The sequence below is a fragment of the Microbacterium sp. Kw_RZR3 genome (assembly GCF_029222405.1).
In the GTDB taxonomy this organism is placed as follows: domain Bacteria; phylum Actinomycetota; class Actinomycetes; order Actinomycetales; family Microbacteriaceae; genus Microbacterium.
Genome location: NZ_JARHXC010000299.1, coordinates 1 through 13,384, shown reverse-complemented (window position 1 = coordinate 13,384; position 13,384 = coordinate 1). Strand labels below are relative to the sequence as shown.

Genomic DNA, 13,384 nt, shown 5'->3' with positions numbered 1-13,384 from the left:
GTGACCCGGTGGGCTGGGGCTTCGTCAGAAAGAGGGAGTGTCATGACATCCACCGACACCGAGCTGGACACGCTCAACGACCTGCTGAAGAAGTTCCGCTTCGCCATGGTCACCACGCGGGCGGAGGACGGCGCGCTCCACGCTCACCCGTTGACCGTCCAGGAGCGGGAGTCCGACGGCGACCTGTGGTTCATCGTCGGAACGCACGCCTCGGCCGTCGAGCACGTGCGGCGGGATCCGAAGGTCGGTCTGTCGTTCAGCTCGGACAGCACGTGGCTGTCGCTCGCCGGTCACGCCGAGATCGTCGACGACCTGGCGAAGCTGAAGGAGCTGTGGTCGACCAGTGTCGAGGCATGGTTCCCGGACGGCCCCGAGTCCCCGGGGGTCACGATGCTGAAGGTCTCTGCGCTCACCGGTGAATACTGGGGGAGCGCGGGCGGGCGGCTCGCGACGGCGATCGCGCTGGTGACCTCGAGAGTGACCGGCGAGCGTCCGAAGGGCGGCGAGAACGAGAAGTTCGATCTGACCGACTGATGCGACGAAGGGCCCCGCGCGCGGGGCCCTTCGTGTGCGTCATCCTCCGGAGGGGTTGTCGACGGGCTCGCCGTCGTCGTCGGTCGTGTCCGGGATCTGCGGCGCGTCGGCGGTCTCCAACTCGTCGGGCTCGTCGGCGGTGTCGTTCGTGCGGTCCGGTGTCGTGTCCATGGGGGCACCCGATCACGAACCGCGGTGGGCGCGCGCGGGCCTTGCGCGCACACCACGTCTGTGTCAGCGCAAGCCCCCGCAGTTCGGAGTCGCGTTTTGCGACGATGACGCCATGTCACGACCCGAGGTGCGCTCCAAGCCGTGCGCTTACTGCGGACGCCCGTTCACCGATCGCAAGCGGTGGAGCGGACGTGACCAGTGGGACGAGGTCCTCTACTGCTCGCGCGGGTGCCGTGCGAACGCCGCGAAGCAGAGGCGGCGCGCGTGAGGGCGGCACTGATCCTGGCGACGCAACAGTTCGCCGAGCATCCCGTCTACGCCGACGACGAGGTCGAGGAGTTCTTCTTCATCGAGTCGGCGCCCCGGTTCCGCAAGCTCCCGTACCACCGGCACAAGATCGTGCTGTTGATCTCGGCGATGCGGCACACCGCGGCCCGGCTCGAGGCCGAGGGACGGACGGTCCGCCGGATCACCCTCGCCGACGACCTCGGCTTCAAGGCGGGGCTGGAACGCCTGCTGCGGGAGCACCGCGTCACCGAGCTGACGTGGATGAGCGATCCGAACCGCCCCGTCGACGAACGGATCGCCGGTATCTGCGCCGATCACGATGTCGAGACCGATGTGCTCCCGGACGGGCTCTTCCTCACCCCCGAACAAGAGGTCGACGCCTGGTTCGCCGAGCACCCGACGCCGCTCATGGAGGACTTCTACCACTGGCAGCGCCGGCGCACCGGCATCCTGATGGACGGTGGCAAGCCTGCCGGTCGACGCTGGAACTTCGACGCCGACAACCGCAAGCCGTTGCCGAAGAAGGGCGTCGAGATCCCGCCCCTCCCTCAGCTCGAACCCGACGACATCACGCGCACGGTCATCGCCGAGGTCGACGAGCTGTTCCCCGAGCACCCGGGGAAGGCGGAGGAGTTCTGGCTCCCGGTCACGCCCGAGGACTCGCTCGATTGGCTCGACGTGTTCGTCGCCGAGCGCCTGCACGATTTCGGGCGCTACGAGGACGCGATGAAGGCCGACGAACCCTTCCTCTTCCACGCGATCATCTCGCCGATGCTGAACATCGGCCTTCTCACCGTCGAGGAGGTGGTCGCCGCCGCCACGCGGACCGATGCGCCCCTGGCATCCGTCGAGGGATTCATCCGGCAGGTGATCGGCTGGCGCGAGTACATGCGCGGGATGTATCGCGCGCATCCGAAGCTCGAGCACGTGAACGCGCTGCACCTCGAGCAGAGGATCCAGAAGTACTGGTACTCCGGAGAACGGATGCCGAGTGACCTGCCCGTGCCGGTCCGCACAGTCCTGGAGCGGGTGCACCGCTGGGGTTACGCGCACCACATCGAGCGGCTCATGGTGCTGGGCAACTGGTTCCTGCTGCAGGGATACGCGCCGCGGCAGGTCAACGCGTGGTTCCTGGCGCTGTTCGTCGACGCCTACGACTGGGTGATGGTGCCCAACGTCATGGGCATGAGCCAGTTCGCCGACGGCGGGTTCGTGGCGACGAAGCCCTACGTCTCGGGTGGGGCGTACCTGCAGAAGATGGGGTCGTGGTGGCCCTCGGCTCAGGATGCCAAGGACTCGGTGTTCACCGACGCCTACTGGGAGTTCCTCGAGCGGCACGAGGACGTGCTGGCGGGCAACCACCGGCTGGGGCTGGCCCTGGCGCAGATGCGGAAGCGGCGCGACGCGAAGGGGTAGCACGAACAGAGGTGGCTGAGCCTGTCGAAGTCACCGGTCTCCGGTTGGTTCCGGTCCCTTCGACAGGCTCAGGGACCTGGGCAGGCTCAGCGAGTTCTGCGCGAGCGGCCGCTGAGCCCGTCGAAGCGTCCGCGGTCAGCTCTTCAGCTTGTTCAGCGCCGACCCCTTGTGAGCCGCGGTCGACCCCGACTTCTCCGACTTCACGATGTAGGCCGGGTCGTCGTCGGATGCGGTGAACTTCTGGCCGTCGTGCTGGAAGTCCTTCGTCTTCTTCTCGACGACTTCGCCCTGCGTGCGCCCCTGCGGGGTGTCCCAGCTGACGCGGTCGCCCTTCGACAGATCCTTCGACATGTGCGGTTCCTCTCGTTCGGTCCCGCCATGCTCCCGACCCGGCCGGCCGGGGATCGGGGGATTGACAGGCTCTGGCCCCTACGTGGTCCGAGGACGAACCGCAATGCCTCGGCGATGTCGGAGCCCGTGCGTAGCGTCGTCCCTGGGCCTTTCGTTTCCCGGCCCACGACGTGAGGAGAGCCATGACCGAGCCGACCACCACGAACGGCGGAGCGCCCGTCGCCAGCGACGAGCACTCCCAGAGCGTCGGAGCCGACGGCTCGATCGCTCTGACCGACCACTACCTGATCGAGAAGCTCGCGCAGTTCAACCGCGAGCGTGTGCCCGAGCGCGTGGTGCACGCCAAGGGCGGCGGCGCCTTCGGCACGTTCCGCACGACCGGCGACGTGTCGGCGTACACCCGCGCGGCGCTGTTCCAGCCCGGCGTCGAGACCGAGATGCTCGCACGTTTCTCGTCGGTCGCGGGCGAGCAGGGGAGCCCCGACACCTGGCGCGACCCGCGCGGATTCTCGCTGAAGTTCTACACGACCGAGGGAAACTACGACCTCGTCGGCAACAACACCCCCGTCTTCTTCGTCAAGGACGGCATCAAGTTCCCCGACTTCATCCGCTCGCAGAAGCGCCTGCCCGGCAGTCACCTGCGCGACAACACGATGCAGTGGGACTTCTGGACGCTGTCGCCCGAGAGCGCCCACCAGGTGACCTGGCTCATGGGCGACCGTGGCATCCCGGCCTCCTGGCGTCACATGAACGGCTACGGCTCGCACACCTACCAGTGGATCAACGCCGAGGGCGAGCGCTTCTGGGTGAAGTACCACTTCCACACCGACCTCGGTCACAAGACCCTCACGCAGGACGAAGCCGACCAGATCGCGGGTCAGGACGCCGACTTCCACATCCGCGACCTGTACGCGGCGATCGAGCGGGGCGAGTTCCCGACGTGGACGCTCAAGGTGCAGATCATGCCCTACGACGATGCGAAGACCTACCGCTTCAATCCCTTCGACCTGACCAAGGTGTGGCCGCACAGCGACTACCCCGAGATCGAGGTCGGCACGATGGAGCTCAACCGCAACCCGGGCAACTACTTCGCCGAGATCGAGCAGGCCGCGTTCGAACCGTCGAACTTCGTGCCCGGCATCGACGGCAGCCCCGACAAGATGCTGCAGGCGCGCATCTTCAGCTACGCCGACGCGCACCGGTACCGCGTGGGCACGAACTACCAGCAGCTGCCGGTCAACCGTCCGCACACCGAGGTGCACTCGTACTCGAAGGAGGGCGCGATGCGCTACGAGTACAACCCGCCCGAGGTGCCCGTCTACGCTCCCAACTCGGCGGGTGGCCCCGCGGCCGATCCTCGTCGTGCCGGTGACGGCGGATGGCAGAGCGACGGCGAGCTCGTGCGGTCGGCGGCGACCCTGCACCCCGAGGACGACGACTGGGGTCAGGCGGGTGCTCTGGTGCGCGAGGTGATGTCGGCCGAGGAGCGCGATCGTCTCGTCGAGACCATCACCGGGCACGTGGGCGGCGTGACGCGCAGAGACGTCCGCGATCGTGCCGTGCAGTACTGGAAGAACGTGGATGCTGAGATCGGCTCCCGCGTCGAAGCCGGACTTCCGCCACTCGAGGACACGACAGCTCCCGGCGATCAGCTCAGCGAGCCGAATCCCGACGGCGACCTCGTGGGCCGCGACGTCGCGGGCAAGATCTGACGGCTGCCCCGCGGACTTCGGGGGTGCCGGTTTCCGGCACTCCCGCCCCGTCGGGGCGCCTTGACGGGGAACGCGTCCGCCTCGACGGGGAACGCGTCGCGGGTCTACAGCCGGGCGCGGTCGGGCCGGGTCAGGCGGAATCGGGAGGCCAGCACCCCGGCCACGAGTGCTCCCGCGCCGCCGGCCATCATGTCGCCGATCGTGTCGTCGTAGGTCACGAAGATGGCATCCGTGATGAAGCGGTAACCGAACCACTCGACCATCTCCCACACGGCGCTCAGTGCGAGCCCGGTGATCGTCGCAAGGACGATCGGTGTACGGCGACGACCCGTGGGGGAGATCACGCGCGCGTCATCGAGCAGCACGAGCGCGACAGCCGCGAGGACGCCCGTGCATGCGAGGTGCACGACGAGGTCCCAGCCCGTCCATGCGCGGTACAGGTCGATGACGTTGCTGCCCGCGGCCACGAACACCGTGACGCAGGTGATGAGGTCGAGACCCGAGCGCAGCCCGATCATGCGCGACAGCATGACCGCGGGCAGCGACATCGACAGCACCGCGAAATCGGTGAACGGAAGGGTGAACAGGGAAACGATGACGACGACGATCGCGACCGCCCGCACGAGGTCGGCCAGCCAGTCGGTGGCGCTGCGCGGGGGACGCTGGAGGTTCGCGTACATGGCCCGGATCATCGCGGGCCCTCCGCCGGGTGGACGCGCAGGACGGCCTGCACCGGCAGATGATCGCTCGGCCACTGCGTGCCCGTCGGGCGCGGGTCGATGCCGACCGCACGGACGCCCACGTCGGGGGTCACGAGGAGCGCGTCGATACGCCGCGCGCCGACACGAGGGGCCGCGTAGTTGTTGAACGTTCCCCACTCGGCTGTCCGGCGTGCCGGGGCGAACGACCAGGTGTCCACGAGGAGGCCGTCGGCGAACATCCCCGCGAGCTCGGCCGAGCGGATGTGCGCGTTGACGTCGGCGGTGAAGACGAGCGGGTGTTCGCGCCGGGCGACGAGGTCGTGCAGCCAGGTCGCCGAGCGGCGCCGCGCCCGCCGGGAGAACGCGTCGAAGTGCGTGTTGACGAACGTGAACCGTGCGTCTGTCGCCCGATCGCGCAGCCGGGCAATGACCGCGACGCGGGGGATCGTATTGCCCCAGCCCGTCGACCCCGGGACGTCGGGGGTATCCGACAGCATGACCTGCTCCCAGTCCTCGACCTCGATCCGGTCACGGTCGAAGAAGAGAGGAGTCCCCTCGCCGTCGCAGTTCTTTCCCCGTCCGAGTCCGATCCGCCCGTACTGCAACCCGAGGGACGCCTGCACCCACGAGGCCTGATCGGGCATCGCCTCCTGCGACCCGAGCAGATGAGGCCGGTTCGCGCCGAGGAAGGTGCGCAGCCGCTGCTTGCGCATCGGCCAGCGGTCGGCGGGCGGCCAGGTGATCCGGTCGAAGCGCCGCCGGATGTTGAAGCTCATCACGTGCAGATCCGGCGCTTCGACGTCGGGGAAGAGGATGCCGGCCATCAGCGCCCGGCCTCGGCTTGAGCCGCGCGGCGCCGCGCTCGGGCCACCCGCGCCCATCGCACGGGCGGGATGTCTCGCGGCCAGTGCGCGAAGACGGTCCCCGCCCCGCGGCGGAAGCAGCGCGCGAACCGCCGCGGCTCCACCGTGCGGGACGAGACCCGCATGTGCCGCCCCCGCACGTACCGGATGCGATGACGGAGCCCGAGGTGGTACGCGAGATCGAGGTCGTCGTGCAGCTCCGGGTCGAGGTGGACCCGGTCGCGCACCGCTTCCCATGCCGCGCGGCGGAACGCCATGTTCGACCCCCACAGCGGGGTGTGTCCGAGCGCGGGGAACGAGAACGTGTTGTACGTGCCGAGGAACACGCGGGCCATCAGCACACGCTGGGAGGCGGGACCGTCATGGAACACCGCACCGCCGGTCACGGCATCCACCTCCGGATCGGCGAGGGCTTCGACCATGCTCGCGACCCAGGTGGGCGCCGGGAGACTGTCGGCGTCGAGACGCAGGATGAGCTGCCCGCGCGCGGCGTCGTAGCCGGTCGAGGCCGCGGCGGGAATGCCGCGCTCGCCGCAGAACACCACGCGCGCTCCGGCGGCGCGCGCGATGTCGGCGCTGTCGTCGGTGGAGCCGTTGTCGACGACGACGATCTCGTCGGCGGTGAGCGTCTGCGTGGCCAGGGCCTGCAGGCATCGCCACAGGTGCGGTCCGTCGTTCCGCACCGGGATGACGACCGACACGCCGACGACCGGATGAGGGGGTCTTGCGGGCACGACGAACTCCAGACGACGAGTGATCCTCCACGCTAGGCGATCGCTTCCCCGGCACTCGGAGGCTTGACGCTTTCGTACGCTGGAGACATGGCATCCGTCCTCAACGTCTCGGCGTATCTGTTCACGCGCATCGACGACCCCGCGGCGCTCCGCGACACACTGCGCGGGGGAGCGGTCGAGGCAGGACTGCGGGGGACGATCCTGCTCGCCGAGGAGGGCATCAACCTCTTCCTCGCGGGGGCCGCCGACGCCGTGTGCGGCTTCGTGGACGAGCTGCGTGCCGACCCGCGTTTCGCCTCGCTCGAAACGAAGGACAGCTGGTCGGATGCCGTGCCCTTCGGCAAGCTCCTGGTGAAGGTGAAGCGCGAGATCATCCGCATGGACCGGCCCGAGGTGCGCCCGCAGGACGGACGGGCGCCTGCCGTGTCGCCCGCGACCCTCCGCCGCTGGCTCGATCGGGGCGCGGACGACGAGGGTCGCGAGGTCGTGCTCGTCGACACCCGCAACGCTTTCGAGGTCGACTACGGCACCTTCGCCGGGGCGAAAGACTGGCGCATCGAGCGCTTCACGCAGTTCCCGGATGCCGCGAGCTCGCATCGCGACGAACTCGCCGGCAAGACGGTGGTGAGTTTCTGCACCGGCGGTATCCGCTGCGAGAAGGCGGCGCTGTATCTGCGCGACGAGGGTCTCGACGCGTACCAGCTCGACGGGGGGATCCTCGGGTGGTTCGCGGCCCAGGGCGACGCGCATTGGCAGGGCGACTGTTTCGTGTTCGACGGGCGCGAAGCGCTCGACGCGGGGCTCGCGCCGGCGGGCTCCGCTGCGGGTGCCTGATGCTCTGGGATCAGCACGCCTGCGTCGAACTCGTCGAGACCGCCGACATCGCTGAGGTGCACCGGTACCGCGGCGCCGGCGGTGGATACGTCTCGCTGAACGTCGGCTACGCCCCGCACGGGCCGGAGCTCACGGCATCCCTTCTCCACTCCTTTCGCGCGCAGGTCGCCGCTCTCGACGGGTTGGAGCTCGCCGCCACCGTCGCCGACGTCGACCGCATCGCCGCTCGCGGCGACACCGCCGTCGCGTTCGACCTCGAGGATTGCGCTCCCCTCGGCGGAGACCTGGATGCCGTCGGCCCCCTCGTCGCGCAGGGTGTGCGCACGCTCGGCCCGACGTACAACCACGCCAATCGCGCGGGCGGCGGCTGCCTCGACGCGGTCGACGACGGTCTCACCGCGTGGGGCCGCGACCTCGTGGCCGAGATGAACTGTCGCGGGATGGTGCCGGACGGCGCGCACGTCGGCGCCCGCACGACTCTCGACATGTGCCGGGTCTCGGCCCGTCCCGTGGTGTTCAGTCACTCCAACATGCGCGCGGTCTGGGACCACCCCCGCAACATCACCGACGATCAGGCGCGAGCGGTCGCCGACACCGGGGGAGTCGTCGGCATCACCGGTGTCGGCATCTTCCTCGGGCCGAACACCGCCACCCTGGATGCCATGGTCCGCCACCTCGAGTACGCCGTCGAGGTCGTCGGCATCCGGCACGTCGGTGTCAGCACGGACTTCTCGTTCGACTGGCGGACGTTCCGCGACACGATCGTCGAGTCGCCGGAGCTGTACGACGACAGCTACACGCGGTGGGGACCCATGGAGTGGATGCCGCCCGAGACCTTCGTCGGTCTGGGCTCCGCGCTCGCCGCGCGAGGATGGACCGAAGCCGACACCGCCGCCGTGCTCGGCGGCAACTTCCGCCGCGTGGCGGCCGAGAGCTGGGAGCCCCTGGAATGACCGATCTCCGAGACGGGGCCGTTCTGCGCCCCGCCCGTGCCGGCGACGAAGAGGGCATCCTCGCGTGCATCCAGGCGCTCGCCGACTACGAGAAAGAGCCGGATGCCGTGAACAACACGGCCGAGATGATCCGGGCGACGCTGTTCGGCGACGATCCCCGCGCGTTCGCATTCGTCGTGGAGCGGGACGGGGAGATCCGCGCGATCGCCATCTGGTTCCTCACGTACTCCACCTGGACCGGCCGTCACGGCATCTGGCTCGAAGACCTCTACGTGCACGAGCAGTACCGGTCGTCCGGCTACGGCGTGGCCCTGTTGGCCGCGCTCGCCGCCGAATGCATCGACAAGGACTACTCGCGCCTGGAGTGGACGGTGCTCGACTGGAACGAGCCTGCGATCGGCTTCTATCGCGCGCTCGGCGCCGAGGCGATGGACGAGTGGACGACGAGGCGCGTGACCGGCGACGCCCTGACCGCGCTCGCCGCTCGCGGCGCGAGCCGCTAGTCCGCGACGATCTCGACCTTGAAGCCGGCCGCGTTCTCGATCCACCCCGCGTAGTGCTGCGGTCCGCCGGCGTGCGGATAGCGGTCGGCGTACAGGGGATTCCACCCGTGCGCGGGGGCGTCGACCATCACGGCGTCCACCTCGGCGGGCCTCCCGCCCTCGAAAGCGAGATGGTTCACGCCGGGCCGTCGGCGATCATGCGGGGCGTCGACCGTGTTCGGTGTCGTCGTCACCGAGATGTACGCGCCGGCGGCGGTAAAGGTCGCCCCACCGGGCCACTCGGCATCCGTCGTCCATCCGAGGCGGGTGAAGAGCCAGATCCAGTCGGTCAGGTCGTCGGGGTGGGCGATCCAGATGTCGAGGTGGTGGAGGCCGGGCATTCGTCCAGTCTGGCTCAGCGCGCGAGGTCGGCGAGCACCGCTTCCGCGGCGCGCTGGCCCGAGACCAGGGCACCCTGGATCGACGCGGTGTCTCGGTGATCGCCGGCGATGTAGCGCCCGTCACCCAGGCGAACGGGCCGTCGCAGGCGCAGCGGCGGGTCCTGCGCCGGCAGAGCGCGGGCGACGTCGTCTCGCCGGAGGAGTCGCCACGGTCGGGTGTCGGTCTCCCAGATCTCGGCGAGCTGGCTCCGGATGCCATCCTCCGTCGCCGCGGAGGGCATCACGCAGGTCGCCTGGACGAGGTGCTGTCCCCGCGGAGCGTAGGTCGGGGCGGTGTTCGTCATGATCGCGGTGTTCACGATCGGGCCGCGTCGTCGCCCGTCGACGCGGAGCGCAGCGTCCTCGCTCGGTGCGTCGTCGGTGGCGAACCACCACGTCTGCAGCCCTCGGGGCCGGGGGAGCGGGACGTCGAGCGCCGGGTCGAGCCCGGTCGCGATCACCACGGCGCGGGCGGTGACGGCATCCCGTCCCTCGATGCCCACGTGCCAACCGGACCCCCGGGGCCGGGTGGAAACCACCCGATGACCGACCCGGATGCCGGCCCCGGCGCGGCGCGCCGTGTCGGCGAGCTGCGCGGGAAGAGCGCCGATCCCCGCGGCGGGGACCCCCGGACGGCCGAGCGCGAAGCTGCGCACGAGCAGCCGGACGAAGGCGTCGGAGGTCTGTTGCCGGTTGTCGGCGAGGACGCCGGCGAGGAACGGTTCGAGCACGCTTTCGCGGAGGGGCCCGCGTAGACCCGCGCGATCCCACGCTTCTTCGAGCGTGCGGTCGGTGCCGTCCTTCGCCGCGCGGGCCGAGACCACGGTCGGCGCCGCCCAACGGGCGAGCGCGGCGAGATCGGCGGGCCGCACGAGCCCGCTGGCCAGCGTCTCGGGGAGCGAGAAGGGGTGTCGCACGGGATGGGCCAGACGGACGACCCGGTCCTCGAGCCGTACGCCGACCGCGACGGGGAAGCACCGCAGCGCGAGCGCGTCGACATCGACCCATCGCCGGATGGCCGGGTACGCCGGATTGAGCACGTGGAAGCCGAGGTCGAGGCGGAAGCCGTCCACGATGTCGGTCCGCTCACGTCCGCCGACGGTCTCGCCCGCCTCGAGGACCACGACATCGTGGCCGGCGTGGGCGAGGCGGGTCGCGCAGCGCAGCCCCGCGAGCCCCGCGCCGATGACGATGGCGTCGTACGCGCTCATGGGGCGAGCCTAGGCATCGCCCTGCCGGCGGAAGCGGGGGTTGCGCGCCTCAGGGCCGGGGCGCGATGGCCGCGGCGACGCGGTCGAGGGCACCCGGCACGAGGGAGAAGTACGCCCAGGTGCCGCGCTTTTCGCGGGTCAGGATGCCGGCATCCACCAGCACCTTGGTGTGGTGTGACACCGTCGGTTGCGACAGGCCCAGCGGCTCCTGCAGGTCGCACGCGCACGTGGCGCCAGCATCCTGAGCGGCGATGATCGACACGATCCGCAGGCGGGCGGGATCGGCCAGCGCCTTGAGCGTCTTCGCGAGGGTCTCCGCCTCTGCCGGTGCCATCGCGGCATCTCCCGACGACACGCAGCACGGGGCGTCGAGCAGAGGCAGGGCGGTACCGGGAGTCATGGCATCCATCATTCTCAGAATATCGAGGAACGTCAATATTGACGTGCGTCGATGTTCTGCGTCATGCTGTTCCCGTTCGCCCCGACCCGAAGGAAGCGTGATGTCCGACACCGCCACCATCCTCTTCGTCTGCGTGCACAACGCCGGCCGTTCGCAGATGGCCGCCGGCTACGCCCGCGCCCTAGGCGGCGAGCGCGTCCGCGTGCTGTCGGGCGGGAGCGCACCGGGTGACGCCCTCAACCCGATGGCGGTCGCGGCCATGGCCGAGGAGGGCATCGATATCAGCGCGGAAGTGCCGCAGCTCCTGCTCACCGACGACGTGCGCGCGTCCGACGCGGTCATCACGATGGGCTGCGGGGACGCGTGCCCGATCTTCCCCGGCAAGCGCTACGAGGACTGGGAACTGACCGATCCGGCGGGCAAGGGCCTCGACGAAGTTCGCCCGATCCGCGACGACATCAAGGCGCGTGTCACCACGCTGCTGCGTGAGCTGGGGGTCGAGGCGTGAGCCTCACCCTCACGGTCCCGCCGCGGCCGGAGGTCGACCGTCGCGCGGGTCTTCCCGTCGCGGTCATCGGCGCAGGGCCGGTCGGCTTGGCTGCCGCCGCTCACCTGATCGAGCGCGGGCTGCCAGTGGTCGTCTTCGAGGCGGGCGACGCCGCCGGCGCGGCCGTTCGCGAATGGGGCCACACGCGCCTCTTCTCGCCGTGGCGCTACGTCGTCGACTCGGCAGCGCAGCGGCTGCTCGAGGCCGAGGGGTGGACGGCTCCGGATGCCGAGGGCCTCCCCACCGGCGATGAGCTGGTCGACCGTTACCTCGAACCCCTCGCGCGCACCGCCGCCCTGGCATCCGTCGTCCACTACCGAACGCGCGTGGAGGCCGTGTCGAGGCAGGGCATGGACCGCACGCGGTCCGCCGGACGCGCTGCTGCGCCGTTCACGCTGCGACTGCGGACGAACGACGGCGTGACGGATGCCACGGCTCGGGCCGTCATCGACACCTCGGGCACGACGAGCTCTCCGCGTTCGCTGTTGGCGTCGGGTCTCGCCCCCGAAGGTGACCTCGGCGACCGGGTGACGACGGCGCTTCCCGACGTACGGGGACGCGACCGTGTCCGCTTCATCGGCCGCCGTGTGCTCGTCGTCGGCGCCGGCCACTCGGCGGCGAACACCCTGATCGCGCTCGCCGCACTCGCCGACGAAGACCCCGCGACGCGCGTGTCGTGGGCCGTGCGCACCGAAGCCACGGCGCGGCTCGCCGCCGACGCGGCCGACGACCTCGCCGCGCGCGGACGCCTCGGCACGGCGGTGCACCGTCTGGTCGTCGACGGGCGTGTCGAGCAGATCGCCTCGTTCGAGATCGATGATGTTCGGCTGTCCGACGCCGGAGTTCGCGTGAGCGGTCGACGCGCAGGCGAGGCGTTCGCGGTCGCGGTGGACGTGATCGTCAATGCCACCGGATTTCGCCCCGACCTGTCGATGCTGGCCGAGATCCGCCTCGGTCTCGACGAGATCGTGGAGGCGCCGCGTGCCCTCGCCCCGCTCATCGACCCGAACGTGCACTCGTGCGGGTCGGTGCCGCCGCACGGCGTCGCCGAGCTCACCCACCCCGAGCCCGACTTCTACGTCGCGGGCATGAAGTCGTACGGTCGAGCGCCCACATTCCTGCTGCTCACCGGGTACGAGCAGGTGCGGTCGATAGCCGCCGAGCTCGCAGGTGACCGGGTGGCGGCGCGGCAGGTCGATCTCGTGCTGCCCGAGACGGGCGTGTGCACGACCGACGCGGGGTCCTGCTGCGCGTGAGCACGACGGTGCGCCCGTTGGCCGAGGCGGATTGGCCGGAGGTGCATCGCATCTACGCGGAGGGCATCGCGACCGGTCACGCCACGTTCGAAGCGGCACCCCCGGCGACCTGGGTCGACTTCGCGACGGGAAAGCTCGACGCGCACCGCTTCGTCGCGGTCATCGACGGTCGAATCACGGGCTGGGCGGCTGTGTCGGCCGTGTCGTCACGGCCGGTCTACCGCGGGGTCGTCGAGCACTCCGTCTATGTCGAGGCCGACGGTCGAGGACAGGGAATCGGGCATGCACTGCTCGACGCGGTCATCGATTCGACCGAGGCCGACGGTATCTGGACGATCCAGGCGTCGATCTTTACTGAGAACACCGCGTCGCTCGCTCTTCACGCCCGCCACGGCTTCCGCACGGTCGGAACGCGCGAGCGGATCGGACGAGACGTGGCCGGCCGCTGGCGCGACACCGTGCTCATCGAGAGGCGCAGCCACCGGGTATGA

General features: G+C 70.1%; 18 protein-coding genes. 10 read left to right on the top strand and 8 right to left on the bottom strand.

Translation table 11 applies throughout. The annotated features are described in order from the left end of the window. The first annotated feature begins 42 nt into the window (after window positions 1-42). Complete coding sequence (locus P2P98_RS16705) at window positions 43-534, top strand: pyridoxamine 5'-phosphate oxidase family protein (RefSeq protein WP_275801386.1); 492 nt, start codon at window positions 43-45, stop codon at window positions 532-534. Between the two features lie 39 nt (window positions 535-573). Here P2P98_RS16705 and P2P98_RS16700 read toward each other — a convergent pair whose 3' ends face one another. After that, window positions 574-705 (bottom strand): hypothetical protein, encoded by a 132-nt coding sequence (locus P2P98_RS16700; RefSeq protein ID WP_275801385.1) that lies wholly within the window; start codon window positions 703-705, stop codon window positions 574-576. 112 nt (window positions 706-817) lie between these two features. Between P2P98_RS16700 and P2P98_RS16695 the strand changes: the two genes are divergently transcribed. Together P2P98_RS16695 and P2P98_RS16690 are read left to right on the top strand one after the other, a co-directional pair. Further along, window positions 818-973: a DUF2256 domain-containing protein gene (locus tag P2P98_RS16695; protein WP_275801384.1), complete on the top strand. Its 156-nt coding sequence runs from the start codon at window positions 818-820 to the stop codon at window positions 971-973. After that, the gene (locus P2P98_RS16690; RefSeq protein WP_275801383.1) at window positions 970-2,409 is read left to right on the top strand and encodes a cryptochrome/photolyase family protein; all 1,440 of its coding nucleotides are present in this window, start codon (window positions 970-972) and stop codon (window positions 2,407-2,409) included. Before P2P98_RS16695 ends, P2P98_RS16690 begins: the two co-directional genes overlap by 4 nt. A gap of 135 nt (window positions 2,410-2,544) precedes the next feature. Here P2P98_RS16690 and P2P98_RS16685 read toward each other — a convergent pair whose 3' ends face one another. Further along, window positions 2,545-2,760 carry a DUF2945 domain-containing protein gene (locus tag P2P98_RS16685; protein WP_058613150.1) on the bottom strand — a complete coding sequence of 72 codons (216 nt, stop codon included), beginning with the start codon at window positions 2,758-2,760 and terminating at the stop codon, window positions 2,545-2,547. A gap of 182 nt (window positions 2,761-2,942) precedes the next feature. Here P2P98_RS16685 and P2P98_RS16680 point away from each other — a divergent pair, with 182 nt between their 5' ends. Beyond that, window positions 2,943-4,472, top strand: coding sequence for a catalase (locus P2P98_RS16680; RefSeq protein WP_275801382.1), 1,530 nt, complete (start codon window positions 2,943-2,945; stop codon window positions 4,470-4,472). 104 nt (window positions 4,473-4,576) lie between these two features. Here the strand turns inward: P2P98_RS16680 and P2P98_RS16675 are convergent, their stop codons facing one another. From P2P98_RS16675 to P2P98_RS16665, 3 genes are read right to left on the bottom strand one after another with little or no spacing between them, the layout of a single operon-like run. Then, window positions 4,577-5,152, bottom strand: coding sequence for a hypothetical protein (locus tag P2P98_RS16675; protein ID WP_275801381.1), 576 nt, complete (start codon window positions 5,150-5,152; stop codon window positions 4,577-4,579). Window positions 5,153-5,160: 8 nt separating this feature from the next. Then, complete coding sequence (locus P2P98_RS16670) at window positions 5,161-5,997, bottom strand: endonuclease/exonuclease/phosphatase family protein (RefSeq protein ID WP_275801380.1); 837 nt, start codon at window positions 5,995-5,997, stop codon at window positions 5,161-5,163. Next, a complete protein-coding gene (locus P2P98_RS16665; RefSeq protein WP_275801379.1) occupies window positions 5,997-6,770 on the bottom strand; it encodes a glycosyltransferase family A protein in 774 nt (257 codons plus the stop codon). Before P2P98_RS16665 ends, P2P98_RS16670 begins: the two co-directional genes overlap by 1 nt. 87 nt (window positions 6,771-6,857) lie before the next feature. Here P2P98_RS16665 and P2P98_RS16660 point away from each other — a divergent pair, with 87 nt between their 5' ends. The 3 genes from P2P98_RS16660 to P2P98_RS16650 are packed head-to-tail and all read left to right on the top strand — an operon-like array spanning window position 6,858 to window position 9,060. Next, the gene (locus tag P2P98_RS16660; RefSeq protein ID WP_275801378.1) at window positions 6,858-7,604 is read left to right on the top strand and encodes a sulfurtransferase; all 747 of its coding nucleotides are present in this window, start codon (window positions 6,858-6,860) and stop codon (window positions 7,602-7,604) included. After that, complete coding sequence (locus tag P2P98_RS16655; protein WP_275801377.1) at window positions 7,604-8,557, top strand: membrane dipeptidase; 954 nt, start codon at window positions 7,604-7,606, stop codon at window positions 8,555-8,557. Before P2P98_RS16660 ends, P2P98_RS16655 begins: the two co-directional genes overlap by 1 nt. Then, window positions 8,554-9,060: a GNAT family N-acetyltransferase gene (locus P2P98_RS16650; protein WP_275801376.1), complete on the top strand. Its 507-nt coding sequence runs from the start codon at window positions 8,554-8,556 to the stop codon at window positions 9,058-9,060. The genes P2P98_RS16655 and P2P98_RS16650 overlap by 4 nt, the downstream gene beginning before the upstream one ends. Here the strand turns inward: P2P98_RS16650 and P2P98_RS16645 are convergent. Genes P2P98_RS16645 through P2P98_RS16635 form a run of 3 tightly spaced genes read right to left on the bottom strand, consistent with a single transcriptional unit; the run spans window position 9,057 to window position 11,024 of the window. Continuing rightward, a complete protein-coding gene (locus tag P2P98_RS16645; protein ID WP_275801375.1) occupies window positions 9,057-9,440 on the bottom strand; it encodes a glyoxalase in 384 nt (127 codons plus the stop codon). The genes P2P98_RS16650 and P2P98_RS16645 overlap by 4 nt on opposite strands. A gap of 14 nt (window positions 9,441-9,454) precedes the next feature. Then, window positions 9,455-10,690, bottom strand: a complete 1,236-nt coding sequence (locus P2P98_RS16640) for an NAD(P)/FAD-dependent oxidoreductase (RefSeq protein WP_275801374.1) — start codon at window positions 10,688-10,690, stop codon at window positions 9,455-9,457. Between the two features lie 49 nt (window positions 10,691-10,739). Then, on the bottom strand, window positions 10,740-11,024 hold the full coding sequence (locus tag P2P98_RS16635) for a metalloregulator ArsR/SmtB family transcription factor (RefSeq protein WP_241490447.1): 285 nt from the start codon (window positions 11,022-11,024) through the stop codon (window positions 10,740-10,742). A gap of 166 nt (window positions 11,025-11,190) precedes the next feature. Between P2P98_RS16635 and P2P98_RS16630 the strand changes: the two genes are divergently transcribed. From P2P98_RS16630 to P2P98_RS16620, 3 genes are read left to right on the top strand one after another with little or no spacing between them, the layout of a single operon-like run. Next, on the top strand, window positions 11,191-11,598 hold the full coding sequence (locus P2P98_RS16630) for an arsenate reductase ArsC (protein WP_058613140.1): 408 nt from the start codon (window positions 11,191-11,193) through the stop codon (window positions 11,596-11,598). Beyond that, complete coding sequence (locus P2P98_RS16625) at window positions 11,595-12,893, top strand: FAD-dependent oxidoreductase (RefSeq protein ID WP_275801373.1); 1,299 nt, start codon at window positions 11,595-11,597, stop codon at window positions 12,891-12,893. Before P2P98_RS16630 ends, P2P98_RS16625 begins: the two co-directional genes overlap by 4 nt. Beyond that, window positions 12,860-13,384, top strand: coding sequence for a GNAT family N-acetyltransferase (locus P2P98_RS16620; RefSeq protein WP_275801372.1), 525 nt, complete (start codon window positions 12,860-12,862; stop codon window positions 13,382-13,384). Before P2P98_RS16625 ends, P2P98_RS16620 begins: the two co-directional genes overlap by 34 nt.

Coding starts and splice junctions, on each gene's coding strand:
- P2P98_RS16705 (WP_275801386.1), top strand. CDS start 43: ATGACATCCACCGACACCGAGCTGGACACGCTCAACGACCTGCTGAAG.
- P2P98_RS16700 (WP_275801385.1), bottom strand. CDS start 705: ATGGACACGACACCGGACCGCACGAACGACACCGCCGACGAGCCCGAC.
- P2P98_RS16695 (WP_275801384.1), top strand. CDS start 818: ATGTCACGACCCGAGGTGCGCTCCAAGCCGTGCGCTTACTGCGGACGC.
- P2P98_RS16685 (WP_058613150.1), bottom strand. CDS start 2,760: ATGTCGAAGGATCTGTCGAAGGGCGACCGCGTCAGCTGGGACACCCCG.
- P2P98_RS16680 (WP_275801382.1), top strand. CDS start 2,943: ATGACCGAGCCGACCACCACGAACGGCGGAGCGCCCGTCGCCAGCGAC.
- P2P98_RS16675 (WP_275801381.1), bottom strand. CDS start 5,152: ATGTACGCGAACCTCCAGCGTCCCCCGCGCAGCGCCACCGACTGGCTG.
- P2P98_RS16670 (WP_275801380.1), bottom strand. CDS start 5,997: ATGGCCGGCATCCTCTTCCCCGACGTCGAAGCGCCGGATCTGCACGTG.
- P2P98_RS16660 (WP_275801378.1), top strand. CDS start 6,858: ATGGCATCCGTCCTCAACGTCTCGGCGTATCTGTTCACGCGCATCGAC.
- P2P98_RS16655 (WP_275801377.1), top strand. CDS start 7,604: ATGCTCTGGGATCAGCACGCCTGCGTCGAACTCGTCGAGACCGCCGAC.
- P2P98_RS16650 (WP_275801376.1), top strand. CDS start 8,554: ATGACCGATCTCCGAGACGGGGCCGTTCTGCGCCCCGCCCGTGCCGGC.
- P2P98_RS16645 (WP_275801375.1), bottom strand. CDS start 9,440: ATGCCCGGCCTCCACCACCTCGACATCTGGATCGCCCACCCCGACGAC.
- P2P98_RS16640 (WP_275801374.1), bottom strand. CDS start 10,690: ATGAGCGCGTACGACGCCATCGTCATCGGCGCGGGGCTCGCGGGGCTG.
- P2P98_RS16635 (WP_241490447.1), bottom strand. CDS start 11,024: ATGGCACCGGCAGAGGCGGAGACCCTCGCGAAGACGCTCAAGGCGCTG.
- P2P98_RS16630 (WP_058613140.1), top strand. CDS start 11,191: ATGTCCGACACCGCCACCATCCTCTTCGTCTGCGTGCACAACGCCGGC.